Origin of the sequence: uncultured Wocania sp. (assembly GCF_964021735.1) — a bacterium.
In the GTDB taxonomy this organism is placed as follows: Bacteria; Bacteroidota; Bacteroidia; order Flavobacteriales; family Flavobacteriaceae; genus Wocania_A.
The window spans coordinates 1-19,652 of record NZ_CAXIBN010000010.1 but is presented as its reverse complement, the minus strand read 5'-3'; the positions used below and the strand labels follow the sequence as shown (position 1 = coordinate 19,652).

Sequence of the window (19,652 nt, the reverse complement as noted above, 5' to 3'; positions counted from 1 at the left end):
TTAATTGTTTAAAATTTTAGCCATTATTTTATAACCAATTTATCTATCTCTATCCAAAAACGATTACAAGCATTCTCTGGCGGATGCACATTGATAATTTCAAACCACGATTTAGCTTTTGATACTGTTTTTGATGGGTTTTCCATAACCGTTTCTAATTGGTCTGCAATAGTATCTGGTTTTGACAACCAAACTACGGCTTCCTTAGAAGGCATTGACCTAAAATGTACAAAATCATAAACATGCACACCTTTTTTATACGAATTTGAAGCGTTTAAATAATTATAATCTATAAAAGCACAGGGTTTATTATGTGCCGCATAATCAAACACCATGGATGATCCTAAATTTACAACACATTCGGTATGGGCAATAATATTGGTTTGTAATTTATAGTCTTCTTTTGTTGGTAATATGCCATTCCAAGCTACTCCCATTTTTTTCCATATTGGATCTATCGCTACAATAACATCTTTGTATTCTTCAATTATGGTATCATATCTATCGGAAAAATCAACAGGACATTTTCTAAATACAACACCGAGGTTATATTCTTTTTTATTGAGGCTTCGCACAGCTTTGGCTACATCTCGTAAATACAATTCATCTTTGGGCGAAGTCGTTATATCATCACCACTAAAACAAATATATTTCTTGTTCACATCCAAATTATAGGCTTTGAAAAAGTTTGTTTTTGATGTTTTTAAAGTGGCGTCAAAATGATTTTCAAATTGTGGTGTGCCCGTTACCTTTATTTGGTTAGGGCTTATATAACGCTGATAATGGAGCAACTCTTTTTTCATATATGTACTCCAAACAAAATAAAAATTGGTTGTTACTACTGTTGTAGCTTTTGGAATATTATCCCACGAATAAATAAACGATGCTGTTGGTATATTTAAATCTTGTGCTGCTGTTAAAGGAGCAATGGCCGCCAATGCTCGTTGACTGGTTGATAAAACAAGCTCTGGTTCTTCGGCTTCCAAAGTGAGTTTGCAATCTTTATAATAGCTTGTCTTTCTTTCTGAAGCAGTTATTTTCTTTCGGATTTTTATGATGCCGTTTTCAGAATTATATAGTTTACTGTAACATTCGATAATCAAACTTTTAACCGAAGCTTTTATGGTTTTATACGATAACGGGAATTTGTATTTTTGATAGATCGCATCCTTTTCCCGTTTTGAAAACAGATTCAACTCAATTCTTATCAATGCCGTTTTCAACACATCCGAAAATGTACTTGGTTTAGCATTACTTATTTTAACTTCTTTTAAGTTAAGTTGCTCCAAATTAAAAGGTGTGGCATTCCAAAAAACAACATCGTACCCTTGCTCAATTCCTAATTTATAAAAAGACGTATAAGCGAAATTGCGGAGGCTAACACCATCGGACACTAAAACAAACACCTTTTTTTTCATGTATCTTTATTTGGTTTTAAAAGCAAACTGGTGTTAATCCACTGCCAGATATGAAAACTACTGTCTTGATTTTTATTAAAATAATATTGTAATTCTTTTTCCATTAATGTTTCATTAAACCAATCCATGCTTTTTAATGTACCGATTTTTAACTGCACCCAATCTTTCATATCATAGGCCAACCACTCACGCTGAGGTGTTTGTAAAGGGCGTTTGGGTGCATACGTTATATCATCCGATAAATATTCAGAAGTTAAAGATCGTAATAAATACTTTTGAATTCCATCCTTAATTTTATGGTTTAAGGGTTGAGCAAAAGCAAATTCCACTAGCCTATAATCTAAAAAAGGTTCCCTTAATTCTGTGCTATTCGCCATCGAAATACGGTCGTTAAAACGCAATGCTCTCGGGATTTTTGTGTAAAACAAATCTCTGAATTGTAAGTTTAAAAGGTCACTATCAAAAGGTTTGGGATACTCTGGTTTTTTAGCAAGTTTTAAAAATTCATTATTTAAAATTTTAGGTTTAAAAGGCGATTTATTAACACCTTGTATAACACTATTGTTGTTGTTTAAATAATAATCGTAACCCGCCCATTGTTCATCCATACCTTGACCATCCAACAATACGATAACCCCATCTTTTCTGGCTTTTTTAAAGATTTCGGCATAAGCCATTGTGGGAACACCACCAAAGGGCTCGTCTTGATAACTTGACATTACATTGCTAAACTCTTTGACTTGATTGGCATTAAAACGGACTTTTTGTAACGGATTTTTTGTGTGTTTTAAAAGGGTTTCAACCCAAGGTAATTCATCGTAATCCGGATTATTAGTATAAAAGGTATAAGCGTTAATGTTTTTTCCTTTTTCGTTTTTATTAACCAGAGCTAAAAGTGCAGAACTGTCCAATCCGCCACTCACATTAAACCCTATGGGCACATCCGAACGAAATCGTAATTTAATACTGTCCTCTAATAGACTTTTATAGGTTGCCTTTACTTCTTTAAAAGGTAGCTCTTTTTTGTGTTTTTTAATTTCTTCTTCAAAAACATACCATCTTTTGGTTTTAATATTTCCCTTTTTTAAAAACATAAAATGGCCACCCGGTAGCTGCTCAATGCCTTTCCAAAACGTTTCATTTGGCATGCCGTAACTACCACAAAAAAAGTAATTTGCCCATACCAAATCGTTTGTTTTCTTTTGAATTCCTCCAGCAAAAAGTGTTTTTATTTCGGAGGCAAAATAGAAAGAATCGTCTTTAAATACATAATAAAAAGGCTTAACTCCAAATCTATCGCGAGCAGCAAAAAGAGCCTGTTCTTTGGTGTCCCAAATCGCAAACGCGAACATGCCATTTAATTTATGTAAACAGTTTTCACCCCATTTAATGTAGGCCGCCAATAATACCTCGGTATCTGAAACTGTTTTAAAATCGTAATTGTTTTGGAGTTCGTTTTTTAATTCGAGATAATTATATATTTCGCCATTAAAGCATAAAATATATCTGTTACAATTTGAAATAAAGGGTTGATTCGCATTGGCAGACGTATCTATTATCGATAGCCTATTATGCCCCAATGCCACATCATTTTTTAAGTAAGTTCCGGTAAAATCAGGGCCACGGTGCCTTTGTGCAACAAGCATTTTTTGCAAACTTCCTTCGGAAGCTTTTTTCCCAATAATTCCCGTTATTCCACACATTATTGGCTAAAATTTTTTACCATTTCCTCGGCTTTATCCCAATCTTTAGCTGTATCAATATTTATATAGCGATTGGGGTTAGATTCTATATAGCTAATCGTTTTCCCGTAAAGTGTGTTTTGTTTTAAAATGGTATCTGTTTTTATTAAATATATTGCACCATCTCGATGGTAGGCATCGGGTAAATCTTGACGTCTTTTTATGATTTGATTTTCTCCTGTAGCCAATTTTATATGTCCCGATTTAGACACTTTAAACGTCCAATGCGGATTGTACTCATGCGGTACTTTTAAAACCGAAAGTAGCGTGTCTGCACCAGAGGTTTTAAATTTTTTTATAGCCTCATCAATAAATTCTGAAGTCCTAAACGGATTCGTTACCTGAAGCAAGCATACGGCATCATAAGTTTCTCCTTCATCGGCAAGTTTTTTTATGGCGTGCTGTACCACTTCCAAAGTACCGGAATTGTCTTTTGAGAATTTTGAAGGACGTACAAAAGGCACATCTACTTTCATCGATTTAGCTAATTTAATAAGCGTTTCATCTTCTGAAGAAAATACAACTCGGCTGAGTAATTTAGAGCATAAAGCAGCCTCAATTGTATATTGCAACAAGGGTTTTCCGTTTAACACCTTTCGGTTTTTATTCGGAATACCTTTGCTACCTCCTCGTGCCGGTATGAGTCCTAAAATTTTCATTTTAATACATTATGGTTTTATGAAAGTGCAAGTATGTATTTGCTAAAACCTCAGCTATTTTTTTACCGCTATCTCCATTTCCGTAAACATTACTTTTTGTTTTCTTTGGACTAGCCAATTGGGATTCTATCGCATTTTTAATCGCATCTTCATTATAATCTATATCAATAACATTTTCGCCTCGTAATCGTCTGTTTTGTCGGGTACCGATATTAACCACGGGTACGCCTAAAAACGAACATTCCCGAATGCCCACACTGCTATTACCGATAAGGCATTTGCTGTTGACGAGCAGTTTTAAAAAATCGACAGATTCCATATTTTTAAAAAAATGAATGTTTTGAGGTTTGTTGATTTCACGATAAGAACGGATACCATTTGATGTCCCATCTGCTCCAGCATCTACATTTGGCCAAAACCAAAACGTTGGTATATTTAAATCGTGAATAACCCTTAAGGTCTTCAAAACATTTTCCCGGGCAGCTTTATATTCGTTGGTTACCGGATGCTGCATAACAACTAAATAATCTCCCTGTGAAGAAATATTTCCTCCAACACCACCGTATTTTTCAATAGGATTAAAATCTAATTGAGGAGCTTTTAAAACTTGGGCAGCAATATCTAAGGATGGGCAACCCGTATTGAAAACATAAGCAGAATCTTCACCCATTCTCTCTACACGATTTTTCGCATCTTCTGAAGCTACTAAATGAATATCGGCTAACTTTGTATTGGCATGTCGTACTTTCTCATCGATATTACCCGTTACCTCGCCACCCTGTAAATGCACTAATGGTATGTTTTGATAAGCTGCGGCAATGGAGGTAGCAATGGTTTCAAAACGATCTGCAATGGTTAACACCGCATCGGGTTGCAAATTGTAAAACACATTGGCGAGCTCCATAACACCTAAACCCGTGGTTTTTGCCATGGCAGTTTTATTTTCGCCTTCTAATACCATAAAGACTTTTTCGTTTACAACAAACCCGTCTTTTTCAATAAAATCTAAGGTATTGCCATATCTATCCAATAATGCTGAGCCTGCAACTACTAATTGCAACTCCAACTTAGGGTGGTCTTTAATTGCCTGTAATGCTGTTTTTACTCGGCTATAAGATGGTCGTGCTGTAATTACTGCACATATTTTACGTTTTGCCATTATGCTATATCTTCATTATTTAAAAAATCCCATTGCTTTAAATTTTTATTAAGCTTTTTTCCTAAAACCCTCTTATATTCTGAGGCATCAATGCCATAGCCTTTTGGTTTTTTGGCTTCTAAATCGTTAAAAGTAATACTATACCCTTTTTTTAAATCTTTATTTACCGCCAGCGATTTTTCGAAAATCTGTTTTAAATCCAAAAAAGCACTATTATCATTTTTATTAACGGGATGCTTTAAAGCTTCAGAAATGTTTTTAACGCTTTTAACCAATTCGGTAGTTTCGCTAATAGTTAAAGAAGAGGTAACATCGGGCCCAAATTCATCTCTATTAAAAACCACGTGAAACTCTAAAATTTCTGCTCCCAACGCCACAGCTGCAATTCCAGTTGCTATTTTTGCAGAATGATCTGAAAACCCAACGGGTACACCGTAAAGTTCTTTTAGTTCGTTAATTACATTTAAGCCATAATTTTTAGGTGTAGTTGGATAGCTTGTTGTGCATTGCAAAATAGAAAAATTGGCATCGTGTTTTTTTAGAAAACCAACCGTTTTGTTTAACTCTTCAATAGCGCTCATACCACTTGATATGATAATTGGTTTACCTGTATCGACCACCTTTTTTAACAATAAAAAGTTAGTGATTTCGCCGCTCCCAATTTTGTACTGCTCTACTCTGGCTTGCTCCAACACATCTACGGCGGCATTACTAAAAGGACTGCTAATAAAGGTTAAGCCTACTTTTTTACAGTGTTTTCCTATTTCAATCCATTCTTCAACCGAGAATTCCATGGCTTTCCAATAGTCGAATCTCGTGGCGTATTTATCGGTAAACTTTACCCTAAAAGGCTCATACATACTGCTTTCGGCATCTGCAATATGGGTCTGGAACTTTATGGCATCAACGCCTGTTTTTGCTACTTCATATATGTATTTATGTAGTTTTTCTACATGGCCATTATGGGCTTGTCCTATCTCTGCTATGGTAAAACTCATAATGTTTAACTAAATCTTTTGAAACATGGCAATTTAATAATTTATCTGACCCGATTAAAAAGAAAACACTTTTATTTATATGGTTTTATTTGAATGGGCAAACATCCATCAACCCTTTTTTCAGTGAATTAATGTAGTTTTTGTTTGGCAATGCCATTTCTTTTGAAAATAATTTTTTTGAATTTTCATTTTCAGATAAAAATTCTATACGAAGTGGTACATATGGTTGGATTTTTACTGATTTAAAATAATCTTTAAACTTAATATCATCTCCAAAAAGCTTGTCGGAAAATCTAATCCATAATGCTGGTATTTGATACGTATGAGCAACTATAACACCGTGTAACGACGACGATATAATGTGTTTACATTGCAATATTTCAACTGTTGTGTCCTCAATACTATTAGTCATTAAATCAACAATCAAAACATCTTTTAAATGTCCAAATTGTTTTTTGACAAACTCATAATCCACATAATGTGGTATGATGCCCAATTGATATTTTTTATCAACTTTCGGTTGAAAGTAATCAGGTAAAAGTAACGCAGGGTCTCCAAATACTTTTGGTACACTATAACCTTGATTCATTAAAACCCGTCGTGTTTCTGGCCCTCTTACTGCCAAAAATTTTGCAGGTTTAACGGTTTGGTTATCATTAATAACGCCACTTCCCCAAACAATGCATTTTTTATTTACGTGTGCTAAAACACTACCCGCTGTAACATAAATGGGCTGCCAAAAATCCTTGATGTTGAATTTTTTAGGATGTGAAAACAATACATTTCTATTTGAAATTTTCTCAACCAAATATTTACCCAAAACATCGCCGTAATTCTCTTTGGGCTTTCCCATAAGCAAAGATTCACTCCACCAAAACAAACGGATTTTTTTAAGACTCATGATTATTTTTTAAATCTATTGAAAATAAAATAGTCTTTAAATCTTCTGATATTTCATAAGCATAATTAAAGTCTCTATAATTAAAAATTATTTTCTGCAATACTAAATCATTTACTTGTTTCATAGACAAATAGGGTTGTGCTTGCTTTTTCAAAACTGTTTTTATGTTATATTTTAATGACTTATAGTAAGTAGATTCTTTGACTATTAACTTAACAATATCGTTTTTCCGATGTGGTAATTCGAAATTCAAATAATGAACAACATGGGCTTCAATGTTTTCAATCGTAATTATTTTTGTGGGTTTTTCGAGTATTTTATAATCTGATTTATTATAGTATCTCCTTTTCCGAGTTTCATTTAAAACAGCTTTTTGATTTTCTTTATGTCTTAAAAAATGCCGTTGGTTTATCCGCTGAATATTAGACAAACGTGGTGTTACCGTTAAATTCTCTTTTGTTTTTCGGGGGTACCTTTCGTGCCATTGATGGAGCAATATATTTTCTTCACATCGGCACATTTTATAACCCGCACTAATTAATCTAAAATTTAAATCTTCATCTTCAGAGCCGTAAAAATGAAAAAACTCATCTAAACCTCCTACTTTAATTAAAGCGCTTTTTGGAAATAAACCAATGCCAAATGTATCGCCGTAGTGTTTTGGCTTTAACCTTTCGAAATCTGAACTTTCAATAAATTCTGTGGTTACGCTTTGGGGTAAATATCCTATTTTAAATAAATGGAATTGATTTGAATTCATTAAATTTTCTACAAGCCCTGAAAAATTTTGCGCAAAAATCACATCTACGTCAGCAATAAATATAGTTTCGGTTTGCGCCTTGGTAATGCCGTAATTTAGGGCTTTACTTTTATTCCATAATAAACCGTTGTGACCAATATAATGGTAGGTTGCATATTCAAAAGTGTCAACAACTTGTTTTATGCCTTCAGAATAGTAAGGCATGCTACCATAATCTATAAAAACCACTTCGAAATTTATCTGTATTTGTTTTTTTAAGGACAACAAAGACAGCCTAACCCTTTTGGAATCTCGGTTTCTGTATGCGAATACTATGGTAAACTTTGGTTGCATATTAATTACTAATAAATACTCTTAATTTTTTTTTAATTCTTTTTTTAAAAATGAAAATCAAATAAATATAGTAATGTTTAAAACGTATTTTATTTTTAGCTTTTAATGCATTTAATAATTCTAAGTTTATTTGATCTTTTTCCTTTTTAAATATCAAACTACTAATAAATTTATCTTTATGTTTATTGTAAACTTCAAAATCAAAAACCTCTTTGTAATTTTCTTTCAATCCCTCTAAATCAAAAGAAATTAATGTTCTTAAACACTTATCGCATTTAGAACAGTTGTTTTTATTTGAAATTAATGGATTTACACAAACGTCCAGAAATTGATAGGTTGGCTCGTAACGCGCTACAAGTTTTGTTCTTTCCAATCTCGTCATTTGGGCCATTGAAGAATAAAAACCAGTGCTTTCGGTTTGTAAATATTGTATTAATAAAGTATCCCAACTACTTGTATCGTCTTTTGATATTTGAAAATAGTCAAACCTATAAGCACTCGAGTAGTAATAAATATTAATCAATTTTTGCAAAACCAAAACACAAGATAATTGAAAAACACTATGTAACTTTTGAAATTTTAAATTGAGGTGCTCGCTAATATTAGATTCTATTTGTAGTATTGGAATATTAACAGAAAGTGAGTATTTTTTAATATTATCCAGTCGTTTTAGAAACGTTTTTTGCGTGCTACCACTACCATATTTTCCATGTGAGCCTGCATTCAAGAACATGAAATATTTTATTTTGTATTCTTCATCTAAATTTAAATGGGTTGAAATTGTTGAAAAAGAATCAATACCGCACGATAATCCTGTAGCCGCGTTTTTAGTGTTTACTAAGCTATCGTAATTTAAACTATCCGCAGTTACCCTAATAATGTGATATTCCTTATTTGCCAAGTGAAACGCTTTAATTAAATAGGTATTGATTGTATAAAATAATTTTGCTGACACTTTTCCTTTAATATGAATATTTTCATTATTAATCATTGCCAATACCAATAGTGAAACCAAGGCTGCATCTTGGTTTTCTGTAACGATATAAGCTTTATACTCAGCAGGAATTTTAAACCACAATGTTTTCTTTTCTTCTTTAGATTGAAATTGTGCCTCAAGGTAAGTTTCGTTATTTCTTTCTTTTACGACAGATTGGTAAATTATCATTTATAACTTAATGCTTAATTTTAATTTATTAATTTGATAGATGATATGCTTCAAATTCTCTTTGGATAGATAGGTTACCAAATCAGGTCTGTTTAAATACTGTGATTCGCCTTTAGTTTTCCAATTACAATACAATTGTTCAATATGTTTTGCAATGTTATCTGTATCATCGATTTCAGATGAAAACGGATAATCCTTCCCTAAAAGCCGTAAGGTTTCGCTTTGTTTTGGGCCTAAATACAAAATAGGCTTATTAGCTTTTATACAATGCGGAAATTTACCGGGTAAAAACGGACTAATTTCTGATTTGGCTTCTAGGATAACATTCACTGAAGCATGGTTTTGGATATATTGCACTTCATTAAAAGCAACGTAACCTGAGCTTAAATACAGTTGAATCAACTCGTTTTTTTTAGCATTCAAATAATTTTCAAAATACTCTTTTTTTCCTAAAATTAATAATTGAGCGTTCGCCTTAGCATCAATATTATTTTCTAAAAACTTTTGGAATCCTTCAATCAACCCTTTTGGGCTTCTTGGTTTCATTAAGCTGCCAGCATGTAAAATCGTAAATTTATTCTTTTTAAAATAATCTGGTGTATTTTTTATAATTTCTAAACTCTCAGTTATCTGATGTGGGATAACTATACCACGTTCTAAAAAATCTGGATAATAACTTCCCATCCACTCCATTAGCAATTTGCTCGGAAAAACACTATGGGCTGCTTTTTTTGATACTGCCCTAAAAAATTCTTGCTGCTGATAATAACCAGGTGCAACCCAATTATATGGTCTTGGATAAAAATGCATAGGATAAGGATCGTGAATGTAAGCGAGCCATTTACTGTGCCATTTGGGTAATTTTAATAAAGCTTTGTGGGTTCTAAAACTAGCTGCTTTACTAAGTGTTAGCACCCAATCTGGATTAAAATCCGCTTCCTTTTCTAAGGTATTCACAATACTATTGACATCGTTGAAAAAAGAAAAAGAAAACCCAAATTGTTTTTCAAAGTAGGTGCTTATGTTAATTTTAAAAATACGGCGGATAAAAATTTGTAATTTGCTTAATATATAATATATATTCGCTTTTTGCTCTTTTATAGCGATACACTCTATGTCTTCTAAAAAAATATTTTTTCTGGTATAGTGATATACTTTAAGTTTGTAACCACATTGCTTTAAATTTTTTATTAACGCAACACGCCCTTTAGTAGCACTGCTATCATCAATATCAATAGATTCACATAAAATTAGAATTCTCATTTTATCTTTTTTGAATCAAATAATAATAGATTCTAAACACATTCTTTAAACTTAAAAAAGGTTTCTCCTTTTTTAAAAACGGAATATAAAGGCACACCAAAAAAAATTGCTCTATATAATTGTTTCCAATATATTGAATTTATTCCGCACCATAATAGAGAAAATGATATTTCAAATATATTTTTGATATACAGGTTGTAAGCAGACTTTTTTAGAGCATTCAGCATAATTCGATACAAATGAAATTCCAATTGACGATCTAGCTTATTATCCTTTTTTAGGTTTTTGTATATCATTAATCTAGAAATATATCTTGACCAAAATTTTTGAGGATTTACACTTTTTCCTATTCTTTTATCATGTCGCCTTACTTTAATTGTGTCTAAATTTAGTATTTGGTAACTTATATTATTTAGTAACATTGTGGTATGAAAAAACCACTCTTGCGCATCTTGTAATGCTTCATTAAATGGTCTAACTGGCAGTATATTTTTTTTCCATGTTGGCGATGGTGTAGCCCAACTAATGTTACCACAAATCATACCCTTCCAAGCATCTCCTTTTGGAACAATTATAGACCATAGTTCTTCGGTTTCATTTGGGTTAGTTTTAAAAGTTACAGCTCTTGATACAACGCAATTGACGCTGCTTTTTTTATGTAAGTTTATATGTGCTTGAAAATGATTAACTGCCAATACATCATCACTGTCTAACCAATTTATTATTGTTCCGGTACTTTTTTCCAAACCAAAATTACGGCATGCATTTGCTCCTTTTTGTCTATCTTGAGGCCTTTTATAAAATGAAATGCGAGAGTCTCTAATTGCAAACTCATTAACAACCTGCACTGTATTATCTGTAGATCCATCATCAACTATTATACATTCCCAATCTGGATATGTTTGATCGATTACGCTTTGAATAGTTTCTCCAATTAAAGCCGCTCTATTAAAAGTTGGTATTATTAGGGAAATCTTCATTTTAACGATTTTTTTAATCGCAATCTAACAAATTCATTTCTTCCAAAAATATATTTTGATGATCTAGAAAACAGATAATATACAACTGATTTAATTCCGTAAAATTTATACAAATCGGTGATTAATAAAAGTTCCTCATTAGGCTTCAAAATCATATTTACTCTTGTTATATTTTTAATAATATTAGCTACAAACCAACGTTTTACATTTTTTGGGGTTTTCGAATATATTTCTTTAAGTGTTATAACACGAAGCTTAACAGTATGCTTATCTACTTCATTTTGAGTAAATTGATTTCTTATTGAAACATCATGCAATCTACGCTTGGTTAAAAATTTATTTAAAAAACAACCGTTTTCAGACAGGAGTGTTAGCTTAGTATAAAAATTATACTCTTGCCCACGAGACAACTTGTCGTTAAAGCTAATTTGTTTTACTAGCTTAGAGCATATCAATGCATCTGGCGTTAACCAGTTTAATAATTGGCATATATAATTATAATGATTTAACGGATAAGCTTTAAAGTTGTAATTTAGAGATGTTGATAAAAAAACCTCATTCGAACTTGGGTGATGAAAATCAATTGTTTTTGAAATTACGTAGTCTGTTTTAGTTTCAAAAATCTTTTTCAACTTTAATTCTATTTTATTCGAAACCATTATATCATCGCTATCAAAAAAATTAATATAATCGCCATTACTCTTTTCTATACCATAATTTCTACAAGCATTTGCGCCTTTTCGACTAACATCTGGTCTTTTATAATAATGAAAACGCTTATCTTTTTCTTTATATTTTTTTAAAACACTTAGGGTATTGTCTGTACTACCATCATCTACAACAATACACTCCCAATTGGTATAAGTCTGTGCCAATAAAGAATCTAACGTTTCACCTATTAAATGTGCACGATTATATGTGGGAATAATTATAGAAACAAGTGAATTCATTTAATTTTTGTAATACCTCTTTTTAAATAAAATTAAAAAAAGTATAAGTATAGTTTATAAATAATGCTTACCTATTTTAGAGTTGATTTTTCTACTGTTAATGATTTCAGGAAGTATAGAATTTATCAAGCTTAATTCCTTAATATGATACATCGCCTTTTTAAATTGCAGCTTAACAAAAGTCTTTAATATTAGTCTTTGCATTTTGTTTTTATGTTTTTGTATATCATTGTCAACTTCAACATTTATGTTTGCCCATTTATATTTATAGTATCGTTCCTTAAAAATCAATTTTTCTTTATCGCTTCTATTTTCCGTCTTATTATCAAACTCTCTATCGTGGCAGATATGTACATGCGGCACAACACCAATTTTAAGATTATGATATGATAACCGCTGGCAATAATTGTTATCTTCTCCATAATGAATGAAAATGGGGTCAAACCCCCCTACTTTTTCCAGAGTACTTCTAGGTAGTAACCAAGCTGCTGCATTAACAAAAGGAATTTGATATATTGTGTTACTGTAATTTTGCTGTATAGAATCAAAAGCCAATGTAGTATTCACTTTTATATAGTTAGAAAATTTCTTATCTAATTTAGTTCCATCTCCATTCATATGCATTGGGCTTATAATTCCATAATCTTTATTATTTCTATAAGCTTTTACCAACTCAATTATTGTGCTTTCTTGCAAATAGGCATCTTGATTTAATAAAAACATAAAGTCTGCTTCTTTTAACAGTGCATAACTTAGCCCTATGTTATTGGCCTTACCAAAACCAAAATTTTCTTTTTGTTCTAATAATATTACTCTTCTAAGCTGTATTGGCTTTTTAAATTTTGATTTTATTAATTGCACAGTGCCATCATTACTTGCATTATCTACCAATACTGTTGTAATTGATATGGAGCTGGCCAAAATACTGTTTAAACATGCTTCAATCCATTTTTCTCCATTATAGGTTGCGATTACAACAAAAATTTTCATAAATACTATTTAAAAATAAAGCATTGCCGTCATTGAGTCTGAGTTTGAATACAACTCTGTACCACAATCACATTGTAATGTAGTATAATTAAAATCACTTTTTTTACATGCATAACAAAAGTCAGGCAGTACCGTTCTTTTAAAAATTTCTATTTTTTTTACTTTATTGTAAAGTAATACTAACTCTTCTTTAGCAAATAAACTTTGTTTAAAGTTGATGGCATTATTAAAATCTTCAACGGTTTTGTTCATTCTTTTAAAATGCTCTAAATGTAATAGACATTGTAAAGTCATATAGTAGTTTTCCACCTTTTTTTTAAAAAATTTTGACGAGGCATTAATTTTATTTAATCGCTTTTGATAAAGCGGGTGCTCTACATGTGAAGTGTGAATATCTTCTAATATATATATAGACCCTTTTTGTAAATACTTAAGTGTTTCTATTAAAGATATTTTTTGATGTAGCGGATCGTGGCTTCCATCCTCTATTACTATATCAAATGCTTTGTTAATTTCTGATAAGCAAAGTCTATATTTGTTAACATCACTTTGGTCAACTTCAAAATATTTTATATTATCGTCTTTTGGCCAAGATTCTTGTTCTTTAATTATATCAATGCCAAAAATATTAGCTTGTTTATATTTTTCTCTCCAATATTTTATAGAGTTCCCTTCAAAAACACCAATCTCAAGAATATTATTAACTTCTTTTTTAGGCAATCTAGGTTCATAAAAAGCATTAAACTTATGCCAAAATAATTTATCCGAAATGTCATTCATTTTTTAAAAATTTTAAATTAAATCTTCTGTTAACCTTTTATAATCAATAGTATTAACTTTTAACCATGTTCTACTGTTTACATCATTAAAACCATCAATTAAGCTACCAAAATCAAATAAAAAAATGTTAAAATTATTCGATAAGAATAATCTTTTCATTAAAGCTCTGCCAGAACACCCCATAGCCACAACTACAACCGCAAAACTATTAAATTGCTCAATTTCAGATTTTGATTCTGTATATATGCTTTCAATATCGCTATATGCATCTTTGGGCGGTGTTTTAACATGAATGCAACTGCCAAATAATATTTTTATAACTGATTCATCTAATTCTTTATTTCCTATAAACAATTTCGTTTTCGATTTTAACAATTTTAAAAAAGAATTAGCTCTTATAGGGTTTTGAGTGGCTGTAAAATGCAAAGCTACCGGACTATATATTTTTTGGCCTATAAAAAACATATAGGTAGATTTTAGTAGGCTAATAGACAGTTCTTGAGTATTTTTATGATTTCCATCAAACATACCTTCTTCATAACCAAATTTATCAGAATGTATTGCTAACGACTTAAAAACGCAAGTGTCATTAATTTGAAAAGCCTCTAACATCTCTTTTGCCAATGATTCATTTGCATTTTGATAAGAATCATGTTTTTTGTTTAAAAGGTAAACATCACCATCTCCAAACCGCAAATAAGCACCTCTTTGATTTAATTTTATGCAATTTTCTATTTCATTTAAAGTATCAAAGGTTGTTTGAATCTTTACACCATCTATGTTTTCGAGAATTAAATCTTCTCTAAAATCTTTATAGAAGTGTTTGTAAGCCAATTTTTCAAAGATAGACTTCAATCTTTTTTTTAAAACTTTAGTAAGCCTCATTTAATTCCATATAGTTTTTAAATAAAGTTTAGCATGCTTTGGTAATGGTCTAGTTCTTTTTGTAAAATCGCTCTGTTCAAGTTGAAAATTAAAAATATTTTCAACTTGATAAACAGTTTCTATATGAGATTTTCCAATCCAAAAATTTACTAAATACCTCCCAGGAATAAATAAAATTCTATCTGTGGAAATACTTATATCTATCTTGGAGCCTTTATATGCTTTATTAATGTAATATCCAGAATCTTCATTTGTTACATGACATATTAGCTCGTTTTCTAAATTAAAGAAATCGAAAGACATTGATAAATCGTTTATTTCTTCAACAATATCAAAACTTAATTGAAAAGTTAGTTTATCTCCGAGCAAAATAGAGTTAGTATTTAATCTTTCATCATCCTCATTAAATACCGCGAAATCAAAATTTGATATAAAATTACCAATATTGTAGTGCTTTGCTTCTCCATTAAAATTATTAAGTGCTAACGAGGTATAAAAATTAACAGCATTACTTTGGCTGCCCTCATAAACAACTTTGCCATGCTCCAATACAATGGCTCTTGTACACAAACTTTTTACAGCAGCCATATTATGACTCACAAACAAAACTGTTCTGCCATCACCCTTACTAATGTCTTGCATTTTACCGATGGCTTTCTTTTGGAATTCGGCATCGCCAACTGCCAAAACCTCATCAATTACCAGAATATCGGGCTCTAGGTGGGCAGCTACGGCAAATGCCAATCTTACACGCATCCCAGAAGAGTAACGTTTTACCGGCGTATCTATATAACGCTGACAACCGCTAAAGTAAATAATCTCTTCTTCTTTGAGTTTTATTTCCTTTTTGGTCATTCCTAAAATGGCACCGTTAAGGTAAATGTTTTCACGCCCCGTCATTTCTGGGTGAAAGCCTGTACCTACTTCTAACAACGAAGCAATGCGACCCTTAGTTTTAATGGTACCCGTGGTTGGGCCAGTAACTCTTGAGAGTATTTTTAAAAGCGTAGATTTTCCTGCGCCATTCTTTCCAATAATCCCTAATACCTCTCCTCGTTTTACTTCAAAATTAATATCTTTTAGCGCCCAAACATAATCGCTTTCAGCAGTCGAGCTTCTATCGTTTGTATCTCCAATTTTCAAAAAGGGATCATCTTTACCGCGTATCTTGTGCCACCATCTATTTAAATCATGACTGATCGTACCTGTACCAACCAAACCCAATCGATATTGTTTGCTTATATTTTCAGCTTTTAATATAATATCACTCATAATTTAAACTGTGTCAATAAAGCTTTTCTCTGTTTTATTGAAAATGATTAACCCAAATATAAAAATAACAAAACTAACCCCTAAAGTATATAAAAACCCTATCCAACTAAAACTACCTGTATTGAGCAGCATGTAACGAAATCCTTCAATTATCTGAGTTAAAGGGCTATACTCAACTAAAGGTACAAACCAACTTGGAAATTTTAACTTGGCTTCAGATACCGGATAAGGTACCGCCGAAGCATACATAAGCAATTGCACACCAAACCCAACCAAAACAGTTAAGTCTCTGTATTTGGTTGTCATTGAAGATATTATCATGCCTAAACCTAAGCCTAACAATGCCATCATTAAAATGTAAATAGGGAAAAGTAATATTTGGCTGTTGACAACTGCTGAACTTCCTTGAAAAGCATAATAGGCATAAAAGCAAAAAAAGACACCTATTTGAATAGCAAATTTTAATAAATTAGAAATGGTTATTGACATGGGCATAATAACCCTAGGAAAATAGACCTTACCAAAAATACTTTGGTTTTTTGTGAATGTACCAGAAGTTCCCGTAAGACATTCTTTAAAATAGTTCCATGCTGTAATACCTGCTAAATTGAACAAAAACGGTGGTACACTCCCTGTTTGTATCTGTCCTAAATTATTAAATATCAAAGTAAATATTACCGAGGTAAACAATGGCTGAATTACATACCACAAAGGCCCTAAAATGGTTTGTTTGTATAAGGTTATAACATCTCTTTTAACAAACAAAAACAGTAAGTCCCTGTATTGCCAAATCTCCTTAAAATTCAGATGAATCAAACTTTGCTTAGGAGAAATAGTATATAACCAATTATCGTTTTTTGTTGTATTCAATGTATATTTTGGGTTGTATTTTAACCTATTTTAAGCCAATTTTTAACTTTATCTATAAACGTATTCTTTTTAGTGTTTTCATGATAGGCATTTCCGTAAACACCATAACCATAGCTATAACCGTAGCCATAGCCGTAGCCATAACCATGGCTTTTATTATGCTTATAGAAATTCAATACATAACTTACATTTTTCAATTCGCCTGTTTTATGTTTGGCATTAACAAGCTCCAGCATGCCTTTTTTGGTGTAATTCAATCGTATTACAAATAAGGAGGTATCGGCAAATTGCGAAAGCTCCAAAGCATCGGTAACCAGACCTAATGGTGGCGAATCGAGCACAATCATATCGTAAGTTTTTCTTAATTCTTCAATAAGCTCTGTCATGGCATCGCTCATTAACAATTCTGATGGGTTTGGCGGAATGGGCCCCGATGTAATCACATCTAAGTTCTCAATATGGCTTTTAAACGTTACTTCCTCCAAACTTTTATCACCTATAAAATAGTTAACAATTCCGGTATTGTTATCGATATTAAAATCATCGAAAATTTTAGGCTTGCGTAAATCCAACCCTAAAAGAATCGTTTTTTTTCCCGATAAAGCATAGGCACTGGCAACATTAATTGAGCAAAATGTTTTGCCTTCGCCACTCACCGAAGAGGTTAACATAATGGTGCGTCCACCCTTTTTATCGGTTTTTTTATAGAAAAACTGCAAGCTGGAACGAATAGCCCTAAAAGATTCGGCCACTGCCGATTTCGGTTTTTCGTAAACCACTAAGCTATTATCGTGCTCGAATTTGCCCACTAAACCAAGTATGGGGATTTTTGACAATCGCTTTACCTCATCGGCACTGTGAATAGAGTTATCTAAAAGAAAAAGAATAAAAACCAATGCAAAAGGCCCAAAGAAACCAACCAATAAGGCCATCATGTAATTCAAATTCTTATTTGGCCCTATCAATCCGCCCCCAACATCTTTGGCGGCTTCAATTATTGAAATATCCGAGATATTTGCAGCCTTAACAATAGCGGCTTCGCTACGTTTAGACATATACACATTATACGCTTCTTGACTTATATTTAGGTTGCGTTGTATTTTTAAATACTGCTGTTGGTCTTCGGGCAAATCGTTTAATCTGTTTTCTAAATTAGCCTTTGTTTGTCTAACGCGATTAAGCTGAATATTTATGGTTTTTTTTGTTGAAGCAATGGTTTCCAACAGCACGTTTTTTTCTGCATCAATGCTTCCGTCCAATTCTTGTAATGAGGAAGACCCTTCCTGAACCAATTGCTCAAGCTCCTGCCTTTGTATTGCCAATGCCGTAATTTTACTTACGCTACCCGCAATGTTTATCTCTTCAATCCCTACCGATGTTGGAGCGGCAATTTTGGTGTAATCTGTTTTGGTTCGTAAATAATCTGCCAGAATACTTAAATACTGTAATTTAGATTGGTTTTCTTCTTCACGAGACTCTAGTTCACTTATTTTTTCAGAAATCTGCAAAAGCTCTTCATCCACATTAAACATTTTGGTTTGCTTTCTAAAAGCATTCATCGTGTCTGTAATGGCTTTTAATTCTGTGTTAACAATACTTAAACTACTATCAATAAATTTAATGGTGTTTGTAGCATATTGGTTTTTCCGCTCTAAATCCGTGGCACTTAAAATGGCTGTAGTGGCATTCAAATAATCAACAATTTTATGCTTGTTATGTCCTGTTAACGACAAGGTTAGTATTGAAGACGATGTTTTACTGTAAGGCACCACCAAAACCTTGCCTTTATAACTGTTAACAACAGCATCAAAATTTAAAAATTGTATGAAAAATTCTGAGCCTGGTGTTATAGCTACATGTTCCTTTGAGTTTAAAGTGAATTTTGCAAATGGTAAATCTACAGGTTCGCCAACTTCAAAAATCTTGGTAAACCTGCCTTTTGGAGCGGTTACGCTTTGTAACGATTTATCACTGTATTTTTGAGTTGTGGCTCTATCGTTTTCAAAATTTATAAAAAGCTCGTATTGTGTATTGCTAAGAAATTTTACACCTATTGGTTTTCCAAGTAATTGTCCTTTGCTTTTATCTATTTCAATATAAAAAGGGGCTTTTTTGTAAATGTCTTCTTTTCGGTATTTACCTTCTTTGAGATATTGGATGTAAAACTGTAACGAATCAACAACTAGCTCGTTATGGTTTCGGGTTTTTAATGCTATAATGGTTTTGCCCACTTTACCAGAAACGCCGCCCCAATTGAACGAAATACTGGTGTTTGCTGTAAAAAACGGATTTTGGTCGTTCTCTAAAGATATTAAAGAACTTAACCTGTAAATGTTCTGTTTTCTATCATTAACAGAATACGCTACAAACAAGCCTATGGCAATAGAAATTACAAATAATTTCCAGAATTTTAGCAACTTAAAAAGGAAGCCCCTTAGGTCGAAATTAAAGCCCTTTTGCTCTGAATGTTCTATATCTTCAATGTCATCGTAAGCCATGGCTATATCCTATCTAAAAGTAAAATAGT

At 32.1% G+C, this 19,652-nt stretch carries 17 protein-coding genes; all 17 read right to left on the bottom strand.

The window, feature by feature from the left end:
- Positions 1–23: 23 nt before the first annotated feature.
- The 17 genes from AADI82_RS01910 to AADI82_RS01830 all read right to left on the bottom strand — a co-directional run bounded on the left by AADI82_RS01910 (position 24) and on the right by AADI82_RS01830 (position 19,623).
- A complete protein-coding gene (locus tag AADI82_RS01910; protein ID WP_341214780.1) occupies positions 24–1,418 on the bottom strand; it encodes a UDP-glycosyltransferase in 1,395 nt (464 codons plus the stop codon).
- On the bottom strand, positions 1,415–3,121 hold the full coding sequence (gene asnB, locus AADI82_RS01905; RefSeq protein ID WP_341214779.1) for an asparagine synthase (glutamine-hydrolyzing): 1,707 nt from the start codon (positions 3,119–3,121) through the stop codon (positions 1,415–1,417). The genes AADI82_RS01910 and asnB overlap by 4 nt, the downstream gene beginning before the upstream one ends.
- Positions 3,121–3,819 (bottom strand): acylneuraminate cytidylyltransferase family protein, encoded by a 699-nt coding sequence (locus AADI82_RS01900; protein ID WP_341214778.1) that lies wholly within the window; start codon positions 3,817–3,819, stop codon positions 3,121–3,123. The genes asnB and AADI82_RS01900 overlap by 1 nt, the downstream gene beginning before the upstream one ends.
- 1 nt (position 3,820) lies before the next feature.
- Positions 3,821–4,978, bottom strand: a complete 1,158-nt coding sequence (neuC, locus tag AADI82_RS01895) for a UDP-N-acetylglucosamine 2-epimerase (RefSeq protein ID WP_341214777.1) — start codon at positions 4,976–4,978, stop codon at positions 3,821–3,823.
- Positions 4,978–5,976 carry an N-acetylneuraminate synthase family protein gene (locus tag AADI82_RS01890; protein WP_341214776.1) on the bottom strand — a complete coding sequence of 333 codons (999 nt, stop codon included), beginning with the start codon at positions 5,974–5,976 and terminating at the stop codon, positions 4,978–4,980. The genes neuC and AADI82_RS01890 overlap by 1 nt, the downstream gene beginning before the upstream one ends.
- Positions 5,977–6,061: 85 nt before the next feature.
- The gene (locus AADI82_RS01885; RefSeq protein WP_341214775.1) at positions 6,062–6,877 is read right to left on the bottom strand and encodes a polysaccharide pyruvyl transferase family protein; all 816 of its coding nucleotides are present in this window, start codon (positions 6,875–6,877) and stop codon (positions 6,062–6,064) included.
- The gene (locus tag AADI82_RS01880) at positions 6,867–7,970 is read right to left on the bottom strand and encodes a glycosyltransferase (protein ID WP_341214774.1); all 1,104 of its coding nucleotides are present in this window, start codon (positions 7,968–7,970) and stop codon (positions 6,867–6,869) included. Before AADI82_RS01880 ends, AADI82_RS01885 begins: the two co-directional genes overlap by 11 nt.
- Position 7,971: 1 nt before the next feature.
- On the bottom strand, positions 7,972–9,135 hold the full coding sequence (locus tag AADI82_RS01875) for a hypothetical protein (RefSeq protein WP_341214773.1): 1,164 nt from the start codon (positions 9,133–9,135) through the stop codon (positions 7,972–7,974).
- The gene (locus tag AADI82_RS01870) at positions 9,136–10,398 is read right to left on the bottom strand and encodes a UDP-glycosyltransferase (RefSeq protein ID WP_341214772.1); all 1,263 of its coding nucleotides are present in this window, start codon (positions 10,396–10,398) and stop codon (positions 9,136–9,138) included.
- A gap of 32 nt (positions 10,399–10,430) precedes the next feature.
- Entirely contained in the window at positions 10,431–11,378 is a 948-nt protein-coding gene (locus AADI82_RS01865; RefSeq protein ID WP_341214771.1) for a glycosyltransferase, read from the bottom strand.
- A complete protein-coding gene (locus AADI82_RS01860; RefSeq protein WP_341214770.1) occupies positions 11,375–12,328 on the bottom strand; it encodes a glycosyltransferase family 2 protein in 954 nt (317 codons plus the stop codon). Before AADI82_RS01860 ends, AADI82_RS01865 begins: the two co-directional genes overlap by 4 nt.
- A 54-nt stretch (positions 12,329–12,382) precedes the next feature.
- A complete protein-coding gene (locus tag AADI82_RS01855) occupies positions 12,383–13,318 on the bottom strand; it encodes a glycosyltransferase family 2 protein (protein ID WP_341214769.1) in 936 nt (311 codons plus the stop codon).
- 9 nt (positions 13,319–13,327) lie between these two features.
- Positions 13,328–14,098 carry a class I SAM-dependent methyltransferase gene (locus AADI82_RS01850; protein WP_341214768.1) on the bottom strand — a complete coding sequence of 257 codons (771 nt, stop codon included), beginning with the start codon at positions 14,096–14,098 and terminating at the stop codon, positions 13,328–13,330.
- Positions 14,099–14,110: 12 nt separating this feature from the next.
- Complete coding sequence (locus AADI82_RS01845; protein ID WP_341214767.1) at positions 14,111–14,983, bottom strand: GT-D fold domain-containing glycosyltransferase; 873 nt, start codon at positions 14,981–14,983, stop codon at positions 14,111–14,113.
- Complete coding sequence (locus tag AADI82_RS01840) at positions 14,984–16,255, bottom strand: ABC transporter ATP-binding protein (protein WP_341214766.1); 1,272 nt, start codon at positions 16,253–16,255, stop codon at positions 14,984–14,986.
- Positions 16,256–16,258: 3 nt separating this feature from the next.
- Complete coding sequence (locus AADI82_RS01835) at positions 16,259–17,125, bottom strand: ABC transporter permease (RefSeq protein WP_341214765.1); 867 nt, start codon at positions 17,123–17,125, stop codon at positions 16,259–16,261.
- Positions 17,126–17,145: 20 nt separating this feature from the next.
- A complete protein-coding gene (locus tag AADI82_RS01830) occupies positions 17,146–19,623 on the bottom strand; it encodes a polysaccharide biosynthesis tyrosine autokinase (RefSeq protein WP_341214764.1) in 2,478 nt (825 codons plus the stop codon).
- Positions 19,624–19,652: the final 29 nt, after the last annotated feature.